We start from the raw sequence: 13123 nt of genomic DNA on the forward strand, positions 1-13123 counted from the left end.
CGGCCCATAATCGCCCACCTGTGCAGTGATGGCCGTGAGCCCGCAATGACAATAACTTCAGAACTCTCCACAGCACCCGACAAGCCGATGGTCGAGCCGCGCAAGAGTCGCAAGAACAACCCGGAAAAGACCCGCGAGAATATCCTTCAAGAGGCGATTGTCGAGTTCGTCCAGCAGGGGCTTTCCGGCGCTCGCGTCGATGCGATTGCCGAGCGCATCCACACCTCCAAACGCATGATCTATTACTACTTCGGCAGTAAGGAACAGCTCTACATCGAGGTGCTGGAAAAACTCTACGGCGATATCCGCACCACCGAAAACCGGTTGCACCTGACTGAACTGGCGCCGGTGGACGCGATTCGGCGGCTGGTGGAATTCACGTTCGATCACCATGATCACAACGTCGACTTTGTGCGCATTGTCAGCATCGAGAACATTCACAACGCGGAATACGTGAAGCGCTCCGATGCGATCAAGGCGATGAACAACACCATCCTCGATTCACTGGGCGAGATTTTGCGTCGCGGTGCTGAGGAGGGTGTGTTCCGGGCGGGGCTTGATCCGTTGGATGTGCATCTGCTGATCAGTTCGTTCTGCTTCTATCGGGTGTCGAACCGCCATACCTTAAGTGAGATTTTTCAGATCGACCTGCCGGAAGAAAGCATCAAGCAACGTCATCGGGCGATGATCTGCGAGGCGGTTTTGCGCTATCTGCAGGCCTGATGCCTTCGCTTTTCAGCCATTCATGCTCTGGAAATGCTCGAGCATCCGCTGCGCATCCGGCACCACGCCACTGAACAACTCAAACGCCTTCACCGCCTGAAACACCGCCATGTTACCGCCATCCAGCGTGCGGCAACCCAACGCGCGGGCGTTGCGCAGCAGTTCGGTTTCCAGCGGAAAGTAAACGATCTCCGCCACCCATAACTCACCTCGAAGCAGCTCCGCCGGCACCGGCATGCCCGGCAGTTTCTTCATGCCCACGGGGGTGGTGTTCACCAGACCGTCAGCCTGGGCGAGAGTACTTGGCAAGTCATGGCCCGCCACAGCCCGGCCGCTGCCGAAATGTTGATTGAGGTTGTCCGCCAGGCTCTGGGCACGGCTGGTCTCCACGTCGAAAATGCTCAGCAGCTGCACACCTTCACTCAAGAGTGCGTGGGCCACTGCCGCGCCAGCGCCACCGGCGCCCATTTGCACGACGCGCTCAAGGGCAACGCCCTTCAAACCACGACGAAAACCCTCGGCGAAGCCCAGGCAATCGGTGTTGTGGCCGATGCGTTTGCCGTCCTTCAACACAACCGTATTCACCGCCCCAATGCCGCGGGCCTCCGGTGACAATTCGTCGAGTAGCGGGATGATCGTCTGCTTGCACGGAAAGGTGATGTTCAGGCCGGTGAAGTTCATCCGCTCGGCGGCTACCAACAGGTCGGGCAGGGCACTGCTGTCGAGTTTCAACGAGTCCAGATCGATCAGGCGATAGAGGTAACGCAACCCCTGGGCATCGCCTTCATGCTCGTGCAGCGCCGGGGTGCGAGAAGCCTGGATGCCGGCACCGATCAGTCCGGCCAGTACAGCGTTGGTCTGAGTCACGGTCTTCATCCCTTTAAACGTTGGCTGAAATGCTCCAGCGCCAGACGATAGCCGTGGCTGCCGAAACCGGCCATCACCGCCGTGGCGATGGCCGACACAAAAGAGTGGTGGCGGAAGGGCTCGCGGGCATGAACGTTGGACAGGTGGACTTCGATCACCGGCAGTTCGCTGGCGACCAGGGCATCGCGGATCGCGACGGAGGTGTGGGTCCAGGCGGCCGGGTTGATGACGATCCCGGCACAACGGCCGCGCGCGGCGTGAATCCAGTCGAGCAGTTCGCCTTCATGATTGGTCTGGCGAAACTCCACCGCCAGGCCGAACTCTTCGGCGGCACGACCGCACAAGGCTGAGAGGTCGGCCAGGGTTTCGTGACCGTAAGTCGCCGGTTCACGGGTGCCGAGCAGGTTCAGGTTCGGGCCGTTGAGCACCAGAACGATTGGGGGCATCGGGGGTCTCTCCACGTATTGTTTTTGGCATTGGCCGAGGGTTTCAGCCTGTGGAGATAAATTGTACTAGCTGGTTAATTTGGTCAATTGAAGAGGCGGTTTTCAGGGTTAATGTGTGCGGTGATCGGACGGTTTCGACTTTCAGCGGGGCAGATGCTCCACCAGAAAATCGATGAAGGCCCTCAGGCGCAACGGCATATGGCGAGTTTGCGGGTAGAGCAGGGTGAACGGTCGCGAGCGTCCGCCATAGGGCTTGAGCACTTCCACCAGCGAACCATCGGCCAGTTCGTTTTCGACGATGAAGCGATAGGTCTGGAACAGTCCCGCGCCATGTTTGGCCAAGGTCACGCCGCCCAGCACATCGTCGGAACAACTGAGATTGCCCTCGGCCAGAATCTCCCGGTGCACGCCTTTGTCGTTGAACAGCCAGGCAATCCGCCGACCGCTGCTGGGCAATTCGTACTGGATGCACTCGTGCTGTTTAAGATCATCCAGCGTTTGTGGAATGCCCGCGTGCTTGAGGTAGTCAGGACTGGCAATCATCACCAGTGCGGCGTCTTCCAACTGTCGGGCGATCAGGCCGGAATCCGGAATCGCCCGCACACGGATCGCCATGTCATAGCCTTCACCGACGAAATCGATGTTGCGATTGCTGATGTGCGACTCGACCTTCACCGCTGGAAAACGCGCCCGGAAAGCCGGCAACAACGGCAAAATCCGGTGATGGGCATAGGTGGTGGGAATGCTGATGCGCAAGGTGCCGGAAGGCTGTTGCTGCTGACCCATGACTTCACGCTGGGCCTCGACCAATTGCGCCAGCGCCTGGCGACATTCCTCGTAATAGCGCCGACCACTGTCGCTCAGCTTGACGCTGCGAGTGGTGCGGGCGAACAACCGCACGCCCAGGCGTTCTTCCATGCGCGACACCGAGCGGCTCACAGCCGCGGGCGTCACGCCAGCCACCAGCGCGGCGGCGGTAAAGCTGCCAGCCTCGGCGGCCAGGCAAAACAGTTCGATGCTGCCCAGCTGAAGATCGTCGAATTGTCGCTGCATGATTGATTACACCGTGAATCAAATGAAGTGTGTGAGTCAGTGTTTATCAGAAGCCAGCACACAGATACAGCGAGTTTGTGATGAGCCAACCAGCCGGGTTGATTGCCTGACAAGCCAAGACGGCCGCCTTCGGGGCGGCTTTTTTGTCGGCGCCAGGAAAGGATTGCTTACCATTTAGCGGTGTGATCCACCGGCCCGAGCCGAACCTTGGCGCTAGTCTCAAAAGTCGCAGTGACGATTCAACGCAGCGCCAGTTATCGGATTTTCCAAGGAATGTCGGGTCTTCGGATTCATTAACCTAACGGATGGGTTAGCATGCGATTATTCAGCTACAAAGGATTCTCAATGGTGATCATGTTGCGCGATGAGCACTGTCCGCCGCATGCCCATGTAGATGCCGGAACCTGGAGTGCGCGCTTCAAATTCAGCTTCTGGCACAACAGCGTGGAGCTGTGGGATGTGGTTCCTCATTCTCGCCGGCCACCTGTGGCGGTGCTGGAAGGGTTGCGTCATGCACTCGGACAACCCGCTCATTTGCGCCGCGCCCGGTGTATCTGGTGGGACAAGCTGCACACGGTCTGCCTCGATCATCAGATATGGGACTGGCAAACCAGCGAAGTCGTGGTGGTGAAAAGGGTCGCCAGTACGACCTGCATGATTGGCTCGGCTTGCTATGAGCCCGAGACGAACAAGACCCTGCTGGCGCTGATGGGCGTTCCGGAGGGCGTGGAGATCGAACTATGAAAACGATAACAGCAAAAATGTTGGTGGATCGTCCGGTAACCGAGGCCACGCTGGATGATGCCATCCAGCGTGGCCAACTGCGCCACAAAGGCGGTCTGCGGGCGACTTCAGTGACCTTTGTGGAGCCGTGCCTGGCGGTCAGTTTTATTGATGGCAGTGGCGTGCTGTTACCCGTGCAGCACTATCCAGAGTTTGATGATTTCGACGTCGAGGATTTCGCCGACCTCAAAGTCGGCTTTTCCGGGACAGCCCTTTGCCACGAGGGTAAGGACCTGCAGGTCTCCATTGCCGGGATGATTTCGGCGAGCAAGCCGCTGATGGATATGGCCGCATCGGTCATCGCCTCGCGTAATGGTCGCCAAAGCAGCGCCGCCAAAGCAGAGGCTGCGCGGGCGAATGGCCGTAAGGGCGGGCGTCCGCGCAAGACCGATATCCCCCTTTAAGCACGCACAAAAAAGCCGTCGTGATGACGGCTGATCTGTTTCTGCCAACGGCAATCAACGACGGGTCAACAACACCCCGGATTCCATGTGATGGGTCCACGGGAACTGGTCGAACATTGCGCAGCGGGTGATGCGATGGGTGTCGTGCAACTGGGCGATGTTGGCCGCCAGGGTTTCCGGGTTGCAGGAGATGTAGAGAATGTTGTCGAAGCGGCGGGTCAGCTCGCAGGTGTCCGGGTCCATGCCGGCGCGAGGCGGATCGACGAAGACGCTACCGAACTCGTAGCTCTTCAGATCGATACCGTGCAGACGACGGAACGGACGAACTTCATTCAGGGCTTCGGTCAGCTCCTCGGCGGACAAACGCACCAGAGTGACGTTATCCACCGCGTTTTCGCTGAGATTGCTCAACGCAGCGTTGACCGACGCCTTGCTGATTTCAGTGGCCAGCACTTTGCGTACGCGCGTCGCGAGCGGCAAGGTGAAGTTGCCGTTGCCGCAATACAGCTCCAGCAAATCGTCGGAGCGATCACCGAGCGAGTCGTAAGCCCAGTTGAGCATCTTCTGGTTCACGGTGCCGTTGGGCTGGGTGAACGCGCCTTCCGGTTGGCGATAGCTGAAGGTGCGACCGCCGACGTTCATCTGCTCGACCACATAATCGTGACCGATCACTTCGCGTTTGCCCTTGGAGCGGCCGATGATGCTGACGTTCAGCTCGGCTGCCAGTTTCGACGCCGCCGCGTGCCAGTGCTCGTCCAACGGACGGTGATAGCACAGCGTGATCATCGCATCGCCGGCCAGTGTGGTGAGGAACTCCACCTGAAACAGCTTGTTGCTCAGGGCCGCACTGGCTTGCCACGCTGCCTTCAGCTGCGGCATCAACTCGTTGATGCGCAGGCTGGCGATCGGGAATTCTTCGATCAGGATCGGCGTGCGCTTGTCTTCCTGGGAAAACATCGCGTAGTGACGCTCACCGGCTTCGCGCCACAGGCGGAATTCGGCGCGCAGGCGGAAGTTTTTCAGCGGCGAGTCGAACACCGCAGGTTCTGGCGCACCGAACGGGGCCAACAGGTCACGCAGGCGCGTGACCTTTTCTTCGAGCTGAACGGCGTAAGCCTTGGAATCAAAAGTCATGCGTTGAACCAACCCAACTTGATCACGAACAGAATCGACAGAATCACCAGTGCCGAGTTCAGCTCACGGCCGCGGCCGGACAGCAACTTGATTGCGGTCCAGGAGATGAAACCGAAGGCGATGCCGTTGGCGATGGAATAAGTGAATGGCATGGCCAGTGCGGTGACCACAACCGGTGCGGCGACGGTGATGTCGTCCCAGTCTATTTCGGCCAGGCCGGATGTCATCAATACCGCGACGAACAGCAGTGCAGGCGCGGTAGCAAAGGCAGGAACGCTGGCCGCCAATGGCGAGAAGAACAGCGCCAACAGGAACAAAATCGCTACGACAACGGCGGTGAGGCCGGTGCGGCCACCGGCACTCACGCCGGCTGCGGATTCGATGTAGCTGGTGGTGGTCGAGGTGCCCAGCAGCGAACCGGCCATGGCCGCGGTACTGTCGGCGATCAGGGCGCGACCCATTTTCGGCATGTGGCCGTCCTTGCCCATCAGGCCCGCGCGCTTGGCGACGCCGATCAGGGTGCCGGAGTTGTCGAACAGGTCGACGAACAGGAAGGCGAAAATCACGCTGACCAGACCGATGTCCAGGGCGCCTTTGATGTCCAGTTGCAGAAAGGTCGGTGCCAGCGACGGAGGCATCGACATCACGCCGCCGAATGGGGTGAAGCCCATCACGATTGATGCGATGGTCACTGCCAGAATGCCGATCAGTACCGCGCCGCGCACTTTCAGTGCTTCAAGCGCCACGATCAGGGCGAAGCCGAGGGTGGCGAGGATCGGGGCCGGTTGTTTCAAATCGCCGAGGCCGACCATGGTTGCCGGGTTGCTCACCACGATGCCCGCGTTATGCAGGGCGATCAGGGCCAGGAACAGGCCGATACCGGCGGCAATCGCCGAGCGCAGCGGCAACGGGATGCTGTTGATGATCCATTCGCGGATGCGAAAGATCGACAGCAGGAAGAACAGCACCGCCGAGATGAACACCGCCCCCAGCGCCACTTGCCAGGTGTGGCCCATGTGCAGGACCACGGTGTAAGTGAAGAAGGCGTTCAGGCCCATGCCCGGCGCGAGCGCGATCGGGTAGTTGGCGATCAGGCCCATCACCGTCGAACCGATGGCGGCTGCCAGACACGTGGCGACGAACACCGCGCCCTTGTCCATGCCGGTCTCGCCGAGGATGCTCGGGTTGACGAACAGAATGTAGGCCATGGCCAAAAAGGTCGTGACGCCCGCTAGAATCTCGGTTCGCACGTTGGTGTTGTGTGCCTTGAGTTGAAACAGCCTTTCCAGCATGTCTGCTCCCCGTGGCGCGCCAGGCGCCGTGAATGTATCGACCTCAACAGCAAAGCACAGACCGCTGTTGGCGCCTGGTAATTTTCTGTGGGTCGGAAAAAGCCGCGCATCATACCAGCCGCGTGGGGTTATGGCTGCTTATGGCTGCGATCGTCGTCGATGTTTTGCGCTAAAGCCAAGTGCGCCATACTGCGCGCTGGTTTTGGGGGTACTTATGTATTGCATGAATAAACGTCTGATTGCCGCATTCGGAGTGTCGATCGCCTTGTTCCTGGGGACGCACACCGCTGCGGCTGCATCGGCAGCGCCGTTGAGCCAGGTGAAGGTGCTCAAGGTCGAGTCGCCGGGTTGCGGCTTTGAAGACATCGCGCAGGGGCAAGAGCAAACCCGCTGCAATCACAGCGGGCCGAACATCAAGGTCTACGTGCTGGAGGTCGGTTACGGTCGTAGCGCGCAGATCGGGCTGGACGGTTTTGAAGTGAACGGCACCCGGACCCCGGTCTGTGCTTTTGATAATGGCAACCTGACTGAGTGCACCGTCGGGAAAAAAACCGTCGGTTATCTGTACGTCTTCGATCTGGCGGGTAAACAGGAAGGCACGTTCACCTTCAGCAACACGTCGATCAACGCGCCAGGCAATACGCTGTCGACGCAGCTTTACATCAAGTAACGGCGGGCTCGAACAAGGGGCAGGAAAGCTGACTACGCTTTAAAGATTATCCAGTGGACTGCGCCCATGACCTTTAGAGCTCTGATTACCCTCGCTGAGGGCATCGATGACCTGCAATCAGTAACCCTGATCGATGTGCTGCGCCGCGCCAAGGTTGAAGTGGTGGTGGCCAGCGTCGAGGGACGGCGCATGCTCACCTGCGCGCGCGGCACCCGAGTGACGTCCGATGCGATGCTGGTGGACGTGCTGGCGCAGCCGTTCGACCTGATCGTCCTGCCCGGTGGTGACGTGGGGGCGCAACACCTGGCGGCGCATCAACCCCTGCAACAATTGATCAAGGATCAAGCGGCGGCCGGGCGCCTGTTCGCCGCCATCGCCGAGTCTCCGGCAGTCGCGCTGCAAGCCTTTGGCGTATTGCGTCAGCGGCGCATGACCTGCCTGCCCTCGGCCAGCCATCAACTGTCGGGATGCAACTTTGTCGATCAACCGGTGGTGGTCGACGGCAACTGCATCACTGCCCAGGGTTCAGGCGCGGCATTGCAATTCGCCCTGACGCTGGTGGAACAACTCTGTGGCAAGGCCACGCGAACGGCGGTGGCGGGGGAGTTGGCGGTTTAGAAAATGTCAGGCGTGGGCGGCAATGGGTTCGATGACCGGTTGCTCACGCTGCTCTGCTTGCCAGAGATCGTAGTCAGTCTGAGCACCTAGCCACATTCGAGCCTTACCAATTCCAGCCCGCTCCAGGCGTACCGCCAAATCAGGGCTGATCGGCGCGTGGCCATGCAGCACTCGCGATAGATGCGGACGCGCAAATCGCAGGTGCTGGGCCAGCTCTGTGACGCTGACGCCAAGTTCAGGCAATACATCCATCAAAAGGGTTTCGCCAGGGTGTGGCGGGTTGTGCATGGGCATGTCCTGCCTCCTGTCAGTGGTAGTCCAGATAGTCGACGAGTTCGATATCCGAACCGATAAAACGAAAAATAATTCGCCAGTTCCCCGAAACGCTCAGTGACCAGTATTCGGTCAACTCTCCCCTGAGTGGGTGTAATCGCCATCCCGGAATGTCAAGGTCGCCAGGTACTGCTGCGTGGTCCATGAACTGAAGCATTCGAGACAGACGCTTCGCATGGTCTGCCCGGATCCCGCGAGTCGAACCTGTTTCATAGAAGCCACGAAGGCCTTTGTGCTGAAAGGATTTGATCATGGGACAAGTGTAAGGCGACACATTACACCTGATGCACTATCTATGTATTGCACCTGCTCGGCAAAAGTGTGATCGGCAACGGCTTCAAACCTTCACTTCCTCCACCGGCACATGCATGCGGTCGCGGTTCGCCAGGGTCGGGAACAGTTTGATCCACGCCCCGGTCACCACCAATGTGCCAATCCCCCCCATGACCACGGCCGGCACAGTGCCGAACCAGTGGGCGGTCAAGCCGGATTCAAACTCGCCCAACTGGTTCGAAGCGCCGATGAACAGACCGTTCACGGCACTGACCCGGCCGCGCATTTCATCCGGGGTTTCCAGTTGTACGAAGGAGGCGCGGATAACCATGCTGATCATGTCCGCCGCGCCCAACACCACCAACACCGCCAGGGAAAACCAGAACGAGGTCGACAGGCCGAACGCAATGGTCGCGACACCGAACACACCAACGGCGGTGAACATGACCCTTCCGACTTTGCGCTCCACGGCGAATCTCGCCAGGTACAGCGACATCAGCAGCGCACCGACTGCCGGCGCTGAACGCAAAAGACCCAGACCCCAAGGGCCGGTCAGCAGAATGTCCTTGGCGAACACCGGCAGCAACGCCGTCGCGCCACCGAGCAGGACGGCAAACAGATCCAGAGAAATCGCCCCGAGAATGTCCGGGCGACTACGAATGAAGCGGATGCCCGCCAGCAGCGAATCCAGCGTCGCCTTGCCCTTGTTCAGCGGTGTCTGCCGTGCAGGCAGGTTGACCATCAGCAGGCAGGCGATGAGGTAGAGGATCACCGTCGGGCCATAGACCCAAACGCTGCCGAAGGCGTAAAGCAATCCGCCGAGGGCCGGGGCAACGATCGTCGCCGATTGCTGTGCGGATTGGGCGGCGGCGACCGCGCGGGGGAACAGCGCGCTGGGCACAATGCTCGGCAACAGAGCCTGAGTGGTCGGCATTTCGAAGGAACGGGCGGCACCGAGCAGGAACGCGAGGATGAAGATCATCTCGCGGGTGACATTGTCGGTCGCGCTACCGATGGCCAGCGACAGGGCGATCAGCGCTTGCACGGACTGACAGATTGCCGCGACCTTGCGCCGGTCATAACGGTCCGCGACATGCCCGGTGTGCAGCATGAACAGCACCCGCGGGGCGAATTCCACCAGACCGACCAGGCCCAGGTCGAGCACATTGCCGGTCAGTTGGTAGAGGTTCCAGCCAATCGCCACCGTGAGCATCTGGAAACCGCTGGCGGTAAATACCCGAGCCAGCCAGAACGCGATAAATGGGCGGTGATGGCGTAACAGCAAGGGCGCTTGGCTGGGCATCTGAGGGCCGGTCTTGAGCGAGGGGAGGGTCGAGATTATCACCAAGCTGTAACCAAAAGTTGCAGGGCGGGAAATTTCGTTAGCTAAACACCGATCTCGAAAACACGGAAATTCCCCTGTGGGAGCGGGCTTGCTCGCGAAGACGTCGGCACATCCAACATAAAGGTGCCAGACCGATCGCTTTCGCGAGCAAGCCCGCTCCCACAGGGAATGTGTTTCTGCCTATGACCGCATCAGTGAGGCAACCTGTCACGCGGCAAAAGACCACACCGTCCATCGTCAAAAATGGGACTACTCTTTTAACGTTGCTTGATCCAGATCAAGACCGTTCATGGAATTGATCCGGCGGCCAGATGGCCAGACTCCCTACGTTGTGATGTTTGTAAAAAAAGAACGAATTCAAATTCGCCACACTCCATATCCGTGGGGGCAGTGGGTGTAGGCCGCAAGCCTTCAGCCGGTATTACCTGACAGAGGAAGACTTATGTTCGGTTTGGAGGCACTCGATCTCGCCCGGATTCAGTTCGCGTTCACCATTTCGTTTCACATTCTATTTCCCGCTATCACCATTGGCCTGGCGAGTTACCTGGCGGTGCTCGAAGGCCTGTGGCTGAAAACCCATAACGACACGTACCGCGATCTGTACCACTTCTGGTCGAAGATCTTTGCCGTCAACTTCGGCATGGGCGTGGTCTCCGGACTCGTCATGGCCTATCAGTTCGGCACCAACTGGAGCCGCTTCTCGGATTTCGCCGGTTCCGTGACCGGGCCGCTGCTGACGTACGAAGTACTCACCGCTTTCTTCCTCGAGGCCGGTTTCCTCGGCGTCATGCTGTTCGGCTGGAACAAGGTCGGGCGCAATCTGCACTTCTTCGCCACGGTCATGGTCGCCATCGGCACGCTGATCTCGACTTTCTGGATTCTCGCCTCCAACAGCTGGATGCAGACGCCCCAAGGCTACGAAATCGTCAATGGCCAGGTTATTCCGGTGGACTGGCTGGCGGTGATCTTCAACCCGTCCTTCCCGTACCGCCTGCTACACATGTCGACGGCAGCGTTCGTCGCGACCGCCTTCTTCGTCGGTTCCTCGGCGGCCTGGCATTTGCTGCGCGGCAAGGACAACCCGGCGATCCGCACCATGCTCTCGATGGCCATGTGGATGGCCTTGATCGTGGCGCCGATTCAGGCGGTCATCGGTGACTTCCACGGCCTCAATACGCTCAAGCATCAGCCGGCAAAAATCGCTGCGATCGAAGGTCACTGGGAAAACCACGGCGATGAGCCGACCCCGCTGATCCTGTTCGGCTGGCCGGACATGAAAGAAGAACGGACCAAATTTGCAGTAGAGATCCCGTACCTGGGCAGTCTGATCCTCACGCACTCGCTGGACAAACAGGTCCCGGCGCTCAAGGAATTCCCGCCTGAAGACCGGCCGAATTCGACCATCGTGTTCTGGTCGTTCCGGATCATGGTGGGTCTGGGCATGCTGATGATCTTCACCGGTTTGTGGAGCCTGTGGCTGCGTAAACGCGACAAGCTCTATACCTCGCGACCGTTCCTGTACCTGGCGTTGTGGATGGGGCCGTCCGGCCTGATTGCAATCCTCGCCGGTTGGTTCACCACTGAAATCGGCCGTCAGCCGTGGGTGATCTACGGTCTGATGCGCACGGCAGATGCGTCCTCCAATCACAGCTTCATGCAGATGAGCATCACGTTGATCATGTTCGTCGTGGTCTATTTCGCGCTGTTCGGTGCTGGCCTTGGCTACATGATGCGCCTGGTGCGCAAAGGGCCGAAGATCGACGAAGGCAAGGAAACCAACGAGGGTGGTCCTGGCAAGAAACGCACGCCGGCCCGTCCGCTGTCCGCCGCCGATGACAACGGTGACAGCGACCACAGCTCTAGCCTGACCAAGGAGATTTGACTCATGGGTATTGATCTTCCGCTGATCTGGGCCGTGATCATCATCTTCGGCATCATGATGTACGTGGTCATGGACGGTTTCGATTTGGGGATCGGGATTCTCTTCCCGTTCATTCCGGGCAAGACCGATCGTGACGTGATGATGAACACCGTCGCCCCGGTATGGGACGGTAACGAAACCTGGCTGGTGCTGGGCGGCGCCGCGTTATTCGGGGCCTTCCCGCTGGCCTATTCGGTGGTGCTTTCGGCGTTGTACCTGCCGCTGATTTTCATGCTGATCGGGCTGATCTTTCGCGGCGTGGCCTTCGAGTTTCGCTTCAAGGCCAAGGACGACAAGCGCCATCTCTGGGACAAGGCGTTCATCGGTGGTTCGGTCGCCGCCACCTTTTTCCAGGGCGTGGCGTTGGGTGCGTTCATTGATGGGTTGCCGGTGGTCAATCGCCAATTTGCCGGTGGCTCACTGGACTGGTTGACACCGTTCACGATGTTCTGCGGTGCAGCGCTGGTGGTGGCTTACGCTCTGCTCGGTTGCACCTGGCTGATCATGAAGACCGAAGGCAAGTTGCAGGAACAGATGCATGATCTGGCTCGGCCACTGGCTTTCGTGGTTCTGGCGGTGATCGGTATCGTCAGCATCTGGACCCCGCTGGCCCATGCCGAGATTGCCGCTCGCTGGTTTACCCTGCCGAACCTGTTCTGGTTCCTGCCGGTGCCGATCCTGGTGCTGGTGACCATGTACGGTCTGATCCGCGCGGTGGCTCGCAATGCGCACTACACGCCATTCCTGCTGACGCTGGTACTGATCTTCCTCGGCTACAGCGGTTTGGGCATCAGCCTGTGGCCGAACATCGTGCCGCCATCGATCTCGATCTGGGACGCCGCCGCACCGCCGCAAAGCCAGGGCTTCATGCTGGTGGGCACGTTGTTCATCATCCCGTTTATCCTGGGTTACACCTTCTGGAGCTACTACGTGTTCCGCGGCAAGGTCACCCACGAAGATGGCTATCACTAGAACGCGCGACTGTGGCGCAGGGCTGATACCTGCGCCATTTCTTCAGAGGAGATTGCGATGATGGCGGGTAAACATTCCTTGCAGGAAATCGAAGCAGCTGAAAAAAAGCCGCTCTGGCAGCGACTCGGCTGGCTGGCGATGATCTGGACCGGTAGCGTTGTGGCGCTGTTCATCGTGGCCAGCCTGATGCGCATGTTCATGAATGCCGCGGGGCTGACGACCCACTGAATTTTTGCAGCAGATCCCATCCCGTTGCCTTGCGGCACGGATTCACAGCCCTCCTTGGCCG

Annotated in this window: 16 protein-coding genes; 8 read left to right on the forward strand and 8 right to left on the reverse strand. The window is 59.4% G+C overall.

All coding sequences use genetic code 11. The annotated features are described in order from the left end of the window. The first annotated feature begins 45 nt into the window (after positions 1-45). The gene (locus tag PFAS1_RS15225) at positions 46-723 is read left to right on the forward strand and encodes a TetR/AcrR family transcriptional regulator (protein WP_076029661.1); all 678 of its coding nucleotides are present in this window, start codon (positions 46-48) and stop codon (positions 721-723) included. Positions 724-735: 12 nt separating this feature from the next. Here PFAS1_RS15225 and PFAS1_RS15230 read toward each other — a convergent pair whose 3' ends face one another. The 3 genes from PFAS1_RS15230 to PFAS1_RS15240 form a co-directional block, all read right to left on the reverse strand. Next, positions 736-1599, reverse strand: a complete 864-nt coding sequence (locus PFAS1_RS15230) for a shikimate dehydrogenase (protein WP_418328555.1) — start codon at positions 1597-1599, stop codon at positions 736-738. Then, on the reverse strand, positions 1596-2036 hold the full coding sequence (aroQ, locus tag PFAS1_RS15235; protein WP_074871101.1) for a type II 3-dehydroquinate dehydratase: 441 nt from the start codon (positions 2034-2036) through the stop codon (positions 1596-1598). The genes PFAS1_RS15230 and aroQ overlap by 4 nt, the downstream gene beginning before the upstream one ends. Before the next feature lie 141 nt (positions 2037-2177). Beyond that, the gene (locus PFAS1_RS15240; RefSeq protein WP_076029662.1) at positions 2178-3089 is read right to left on the reverse strand and encodes a LysR family transcriptional regulator; all 912 of its coding nucleotides are present in this window, start codon (positions 3087-3089) and stop codon (positions 2178-2180) included. Positions 3090-3404: 315 nt separating this feature from the next. Between PFAS1_RS15240 and PFAS1_RS15245 the strand changes: the two genes are divergently transcribed. Together PFAS1_RS15245 and PFAS1_RS15250 are read left to right on the forward strand one after the other, a co-directional pair. Next, the gene (locus tag PFAS1_RS15245) at positions 3405-3833 is read left to right on the forward strand and encodes a hypothetical protein (protein WP_056744643.1); all 429 of its coding nucleotides are present in this window, start codon (positions 3405-3407) and stop codon (positions 3831-3833) included. Further along, positions 3830-4276, forward strand: a complete 447-nt coding sequence (locus tag PFAS1_RS15250; protein ID WP_076029663.1) for a DUF2442 domain-containing protein — start codon at positions 3830-3832, stop codon at positions 4274-4276. Before PFAS1_RS15245 ends, PFAS1_RS15250 begins: the two co-directional genes overlap by 4 nt. Before the next feature lie 54 nt (positions 4277-4330). Here PFAS1_RS15250 and trmA read toward each other — a convergent pair whose 3' ends face one another. Further along, positions 4331-5410 (reverse strand): tRNA (uridine(54)-C5)-methyltransferase TrmA, encoded by a 1080-nt coding sequence (trmA, locus tag PFAS1_RS15255; protein WP_076029664.1) that lies wholly within the window; start codon positions 5408-5410, stop codon positions 4331-4333. After that, a complete protein-coding gene (locus PFAS1_RS15260; protein ID WP_076029665.1) occupies positions 5407-6702 on the reverse strand; it encodes an NCS2 family permease in 1296 nt (431 codons plus the stop codon). The genes trmA and PFAS1_RS15260 overlap by 4 nt, the downstream gene beginning before the upstream one ends. A gap of 214 nt (positions 6703-6916) precedes the next feature. Here PFAS1_RS15260 and PFAS1_RS15265 point away from each other — a divergent pair, with 214 nt between their 5' ends. Next, on the forward strand, positions 6917-7372 hold the full coding sequence (locus tag PFAS1_RS15265; protein WP_076029666.1) for a DUF4879 domain-containing protein: 456 nt from the start codon (positions 6917-6919) through the stop codon (positions 7370-7372). A 66-nt stretch (positions 7373-7438) separates the two neighbouring features. Continuing rightward, on the forward strand, positions 7439-7990 hold the full coding sequence (locus tag PFAS1_RS15270) for a DJ-1 family glyoxalase III (RefSeq protein WP_076029667.1): 552 nt from the start codon (positions 7439-7441) through the stop codon (positions 7988-7990). A gap of 6 nt (positions 7991-7996) precedes the next feature. Here PFAS1_RS15270 and PFAS1_RS15275 read toward each other — a convergent pair whose 3' ends face one another. The 3 genes from PFAS1_RS15275 to PFAS1_RS15285 all read right to left on the reverse strand — a co-directional run bounded on the left by PFAS1_RS15275 (position 7997) and on the right by PFAS1_RS15285 (position 9899). Then, positions 7997-8284, reverse strand: a complete 288-nt coding sequence (locus PFAS1_RS15275; protein WP_076029668.1) for a HigA family addiction module antitoxin — start codon at positions 8282-8284, stop codon at positions 7997-7999. A 13-nt stretch (positions 8285-8297) separates the two neighbouring features. After that, complete coding sequence (locus PFAS1_RS15280; RefSeq protein ID WP_076029669.1) at positions 8298-8576, reverse strand: type II toxin-antitoxin system RelE/ParE family toxin; 279 nt, start codon at positions 8574-8576, stop codon at positions 8298-8300. Between the two features lie 84 nt (positions 8577-8660). Then, positions 8661-9899 (reverse strand): MFS transporter, encoded by a 1239-nt coding sequence (locus tag PFAS1_RS15285; protein WP_076029670.1) that lies wholly within the window; start codon positions 9897-9899, stop codon positions 8661-8663. Positions 9900-10383: 484 nt separating this feature from the next. Between PFAS1_RS15285 and PFAS1_RS15290 the strand changes: the two genes are divergently transcribed. From PFAS1_RS15290 to PFAS1_RS15300, 3 genes are read left to right on the forward strand one after another with little or no spacing between them, the layout of a single operon-like run. Continuing rightward, positions 10384-11823: a cytochrome ubiquinol oxidase subunit I gene (locus PFAS1_RS15290; protein ID WP_076029671.1), complete on the forward strand. Its 1440-nt coding sequence runs from the start codon at positions 10384-10386 to the stop codon at positions 11821-11823. A 3-nt stretch (positions 11824-11826) separates the two neighbouring features. Next, complete coding sequence (cydB, locus tag PFAS1_RS15295) at positions 11827-12834, forward strand: cytochrome d ubiquinol oxidase subunit II (protein WP_076029672.1); 1008 nt, start codon at positions 11827-11829, stop codon at positions 12832-12834. Positions 12835-12894: 60 nt separating this feature from the next. After that, on the forward strand, positions 12895-13062 hold the full coding sequence (locus PFAS1_RS15300) for a DUF2474 domain-containing protein (RefSeq protein ID WP_074880353.1): 168 nt from the start codon (positions 12895-12897) through the stop codon (positions 13060-13062). Positions 13063-13123: the final 61 nt, after the last annotated feature.

Origin of the sequence: Pseudomonas frederiksbergensis (assembly GCF_001952935.1) — a bacterium.
In the GTDB taxonomy this organism is placed as follows: Bacteria; Pseudomonadota; Gammaproteobacteria; order Pseudomonadales; family Pseudomonadaceae; genus Aquipseudomonas; species Aquipseudomonas frederiksbergensis.

What these genes read in the sequence shown, in the direction of transcription:
- PFAS1_RS15250 (WP_076029663.1), top strand. Translation starts at nt 3,830, where the DNA reads ATGAAAACGATAACAGCAAAAATGTTGGTGGATCGTCCGGTAACCGAG.
- cydB (WP_076029672.1), top strand. Translation starts at nt 11,827, where the DNA reads ATGGGTATTGATCTTCCGCTGATCTGGGCCGTGATCATCATCTTCGGC.
- PFAS1_RS15275 (WP_076029668.1), bottom strand. Translation starts at nt 8,284, where the DNA reads ATGCCCATGCACAACCCGCCACACCCTGGCGAAACCCTTTTGATGGAT.
- PFAS1_RS15280 (WP_076029669.1), bottom strand. Translation starts at nt 8,576, where the DNA reads ATGATCAAATCCTTTCAGCACAAAGGCCTTCGTGGCTTCTATGAAACA.
- PFAS1_RS15290 (WP_076029671.1), top strand. Translation starts at nt 10,384, where the DNA reads ATGTTCGGTTTGGAGGCACTCGATCTCGCCCGGATTCAGTTCGCGTTC.
- trmA (WP_076029664.1), bottom strand. Translation starts at nt 5,410, where the DNA reads ATGACTTTTGATTCCAAGGCTTACGCCGTTCAGCTCGAAGAAAAGGTC.
- aroQ (WP_074871101.1), bottom strand. Translation starts at nt 2,036, where the DNA reads ATGCCCCCAATCGTTCTGGTGCTCAACGGCCCGAACCTGAACCTGCTC.
- PFAS1_RS15285 (WP_076029670.1), bottom strand. Translation starts at nt 9,899, where the DNA reads ATGCCCAGCCAAGCGCCCTTGCTGTTACGCCATCACCGCCCATTTATC.
- PFAS1_RS15260 (WP_076029665.1), bottom strand. Translation starts at nt 6,702, where the DNA reads ATGCTGGAAAGGCTGTTTCAACTCAAGGCACACAACACCAACGTGCGA.
- PFAS1_RS15225 (WP_076029661.1), top strand. Translation starts at nt 46, where the DNA reads ATGACAATAACTTCAGAACTCTCCACAGCACCCGACAAGCCGATGGTC.
- PFAS1_RS15270 (WP_076029667.1), top strand. Translation starts at nt 7,439, where the DNA reads ATGACCTTTAGAGCTCTGATTACCCTCGCTGAGGGCATCGATGACCTG.
- PFAS1_RS15240 (WP_076029662.1), bottom strand. Translation starts at nt 3,089, where the DNA reads ATGCAGCGACAATTCGACGATCTTCAGCTGGGCAGCATCGAACTGTTT.
- PFAS1_RS15300 (WP_074880353.1), top strand. Translation starts at nt 12,895, where the DNA reads ATGGCGGGTAAACATTCCTTGCAGGAAATCGAAGCAGCTGAAAAAAAG.
- PFAS1_RS15265 (WP_076029666.1), top strand. Translation starts at nt 6,917, where the DNA reads ATGTATTGCATGAATAAACGTCTGATTGCCGCATTCGGAGTGTCGATC.
- PFAS1_RS15230 (WP_418328555.1), bottom strand. Translation starts at nt 1,599, where the DNA reads ATGAAGACCGTGACTCAGACCAACGCTGTACTGGCCGGACTGATCGGT.
- PFAS1_RS15245 (WP_056744643.1), top strand. Translation starts at nt 3,405, where the DNA reads ATGCGATTATTCAGCTACAAAGGATTCTCAATGGTGATCATGTTGCGC.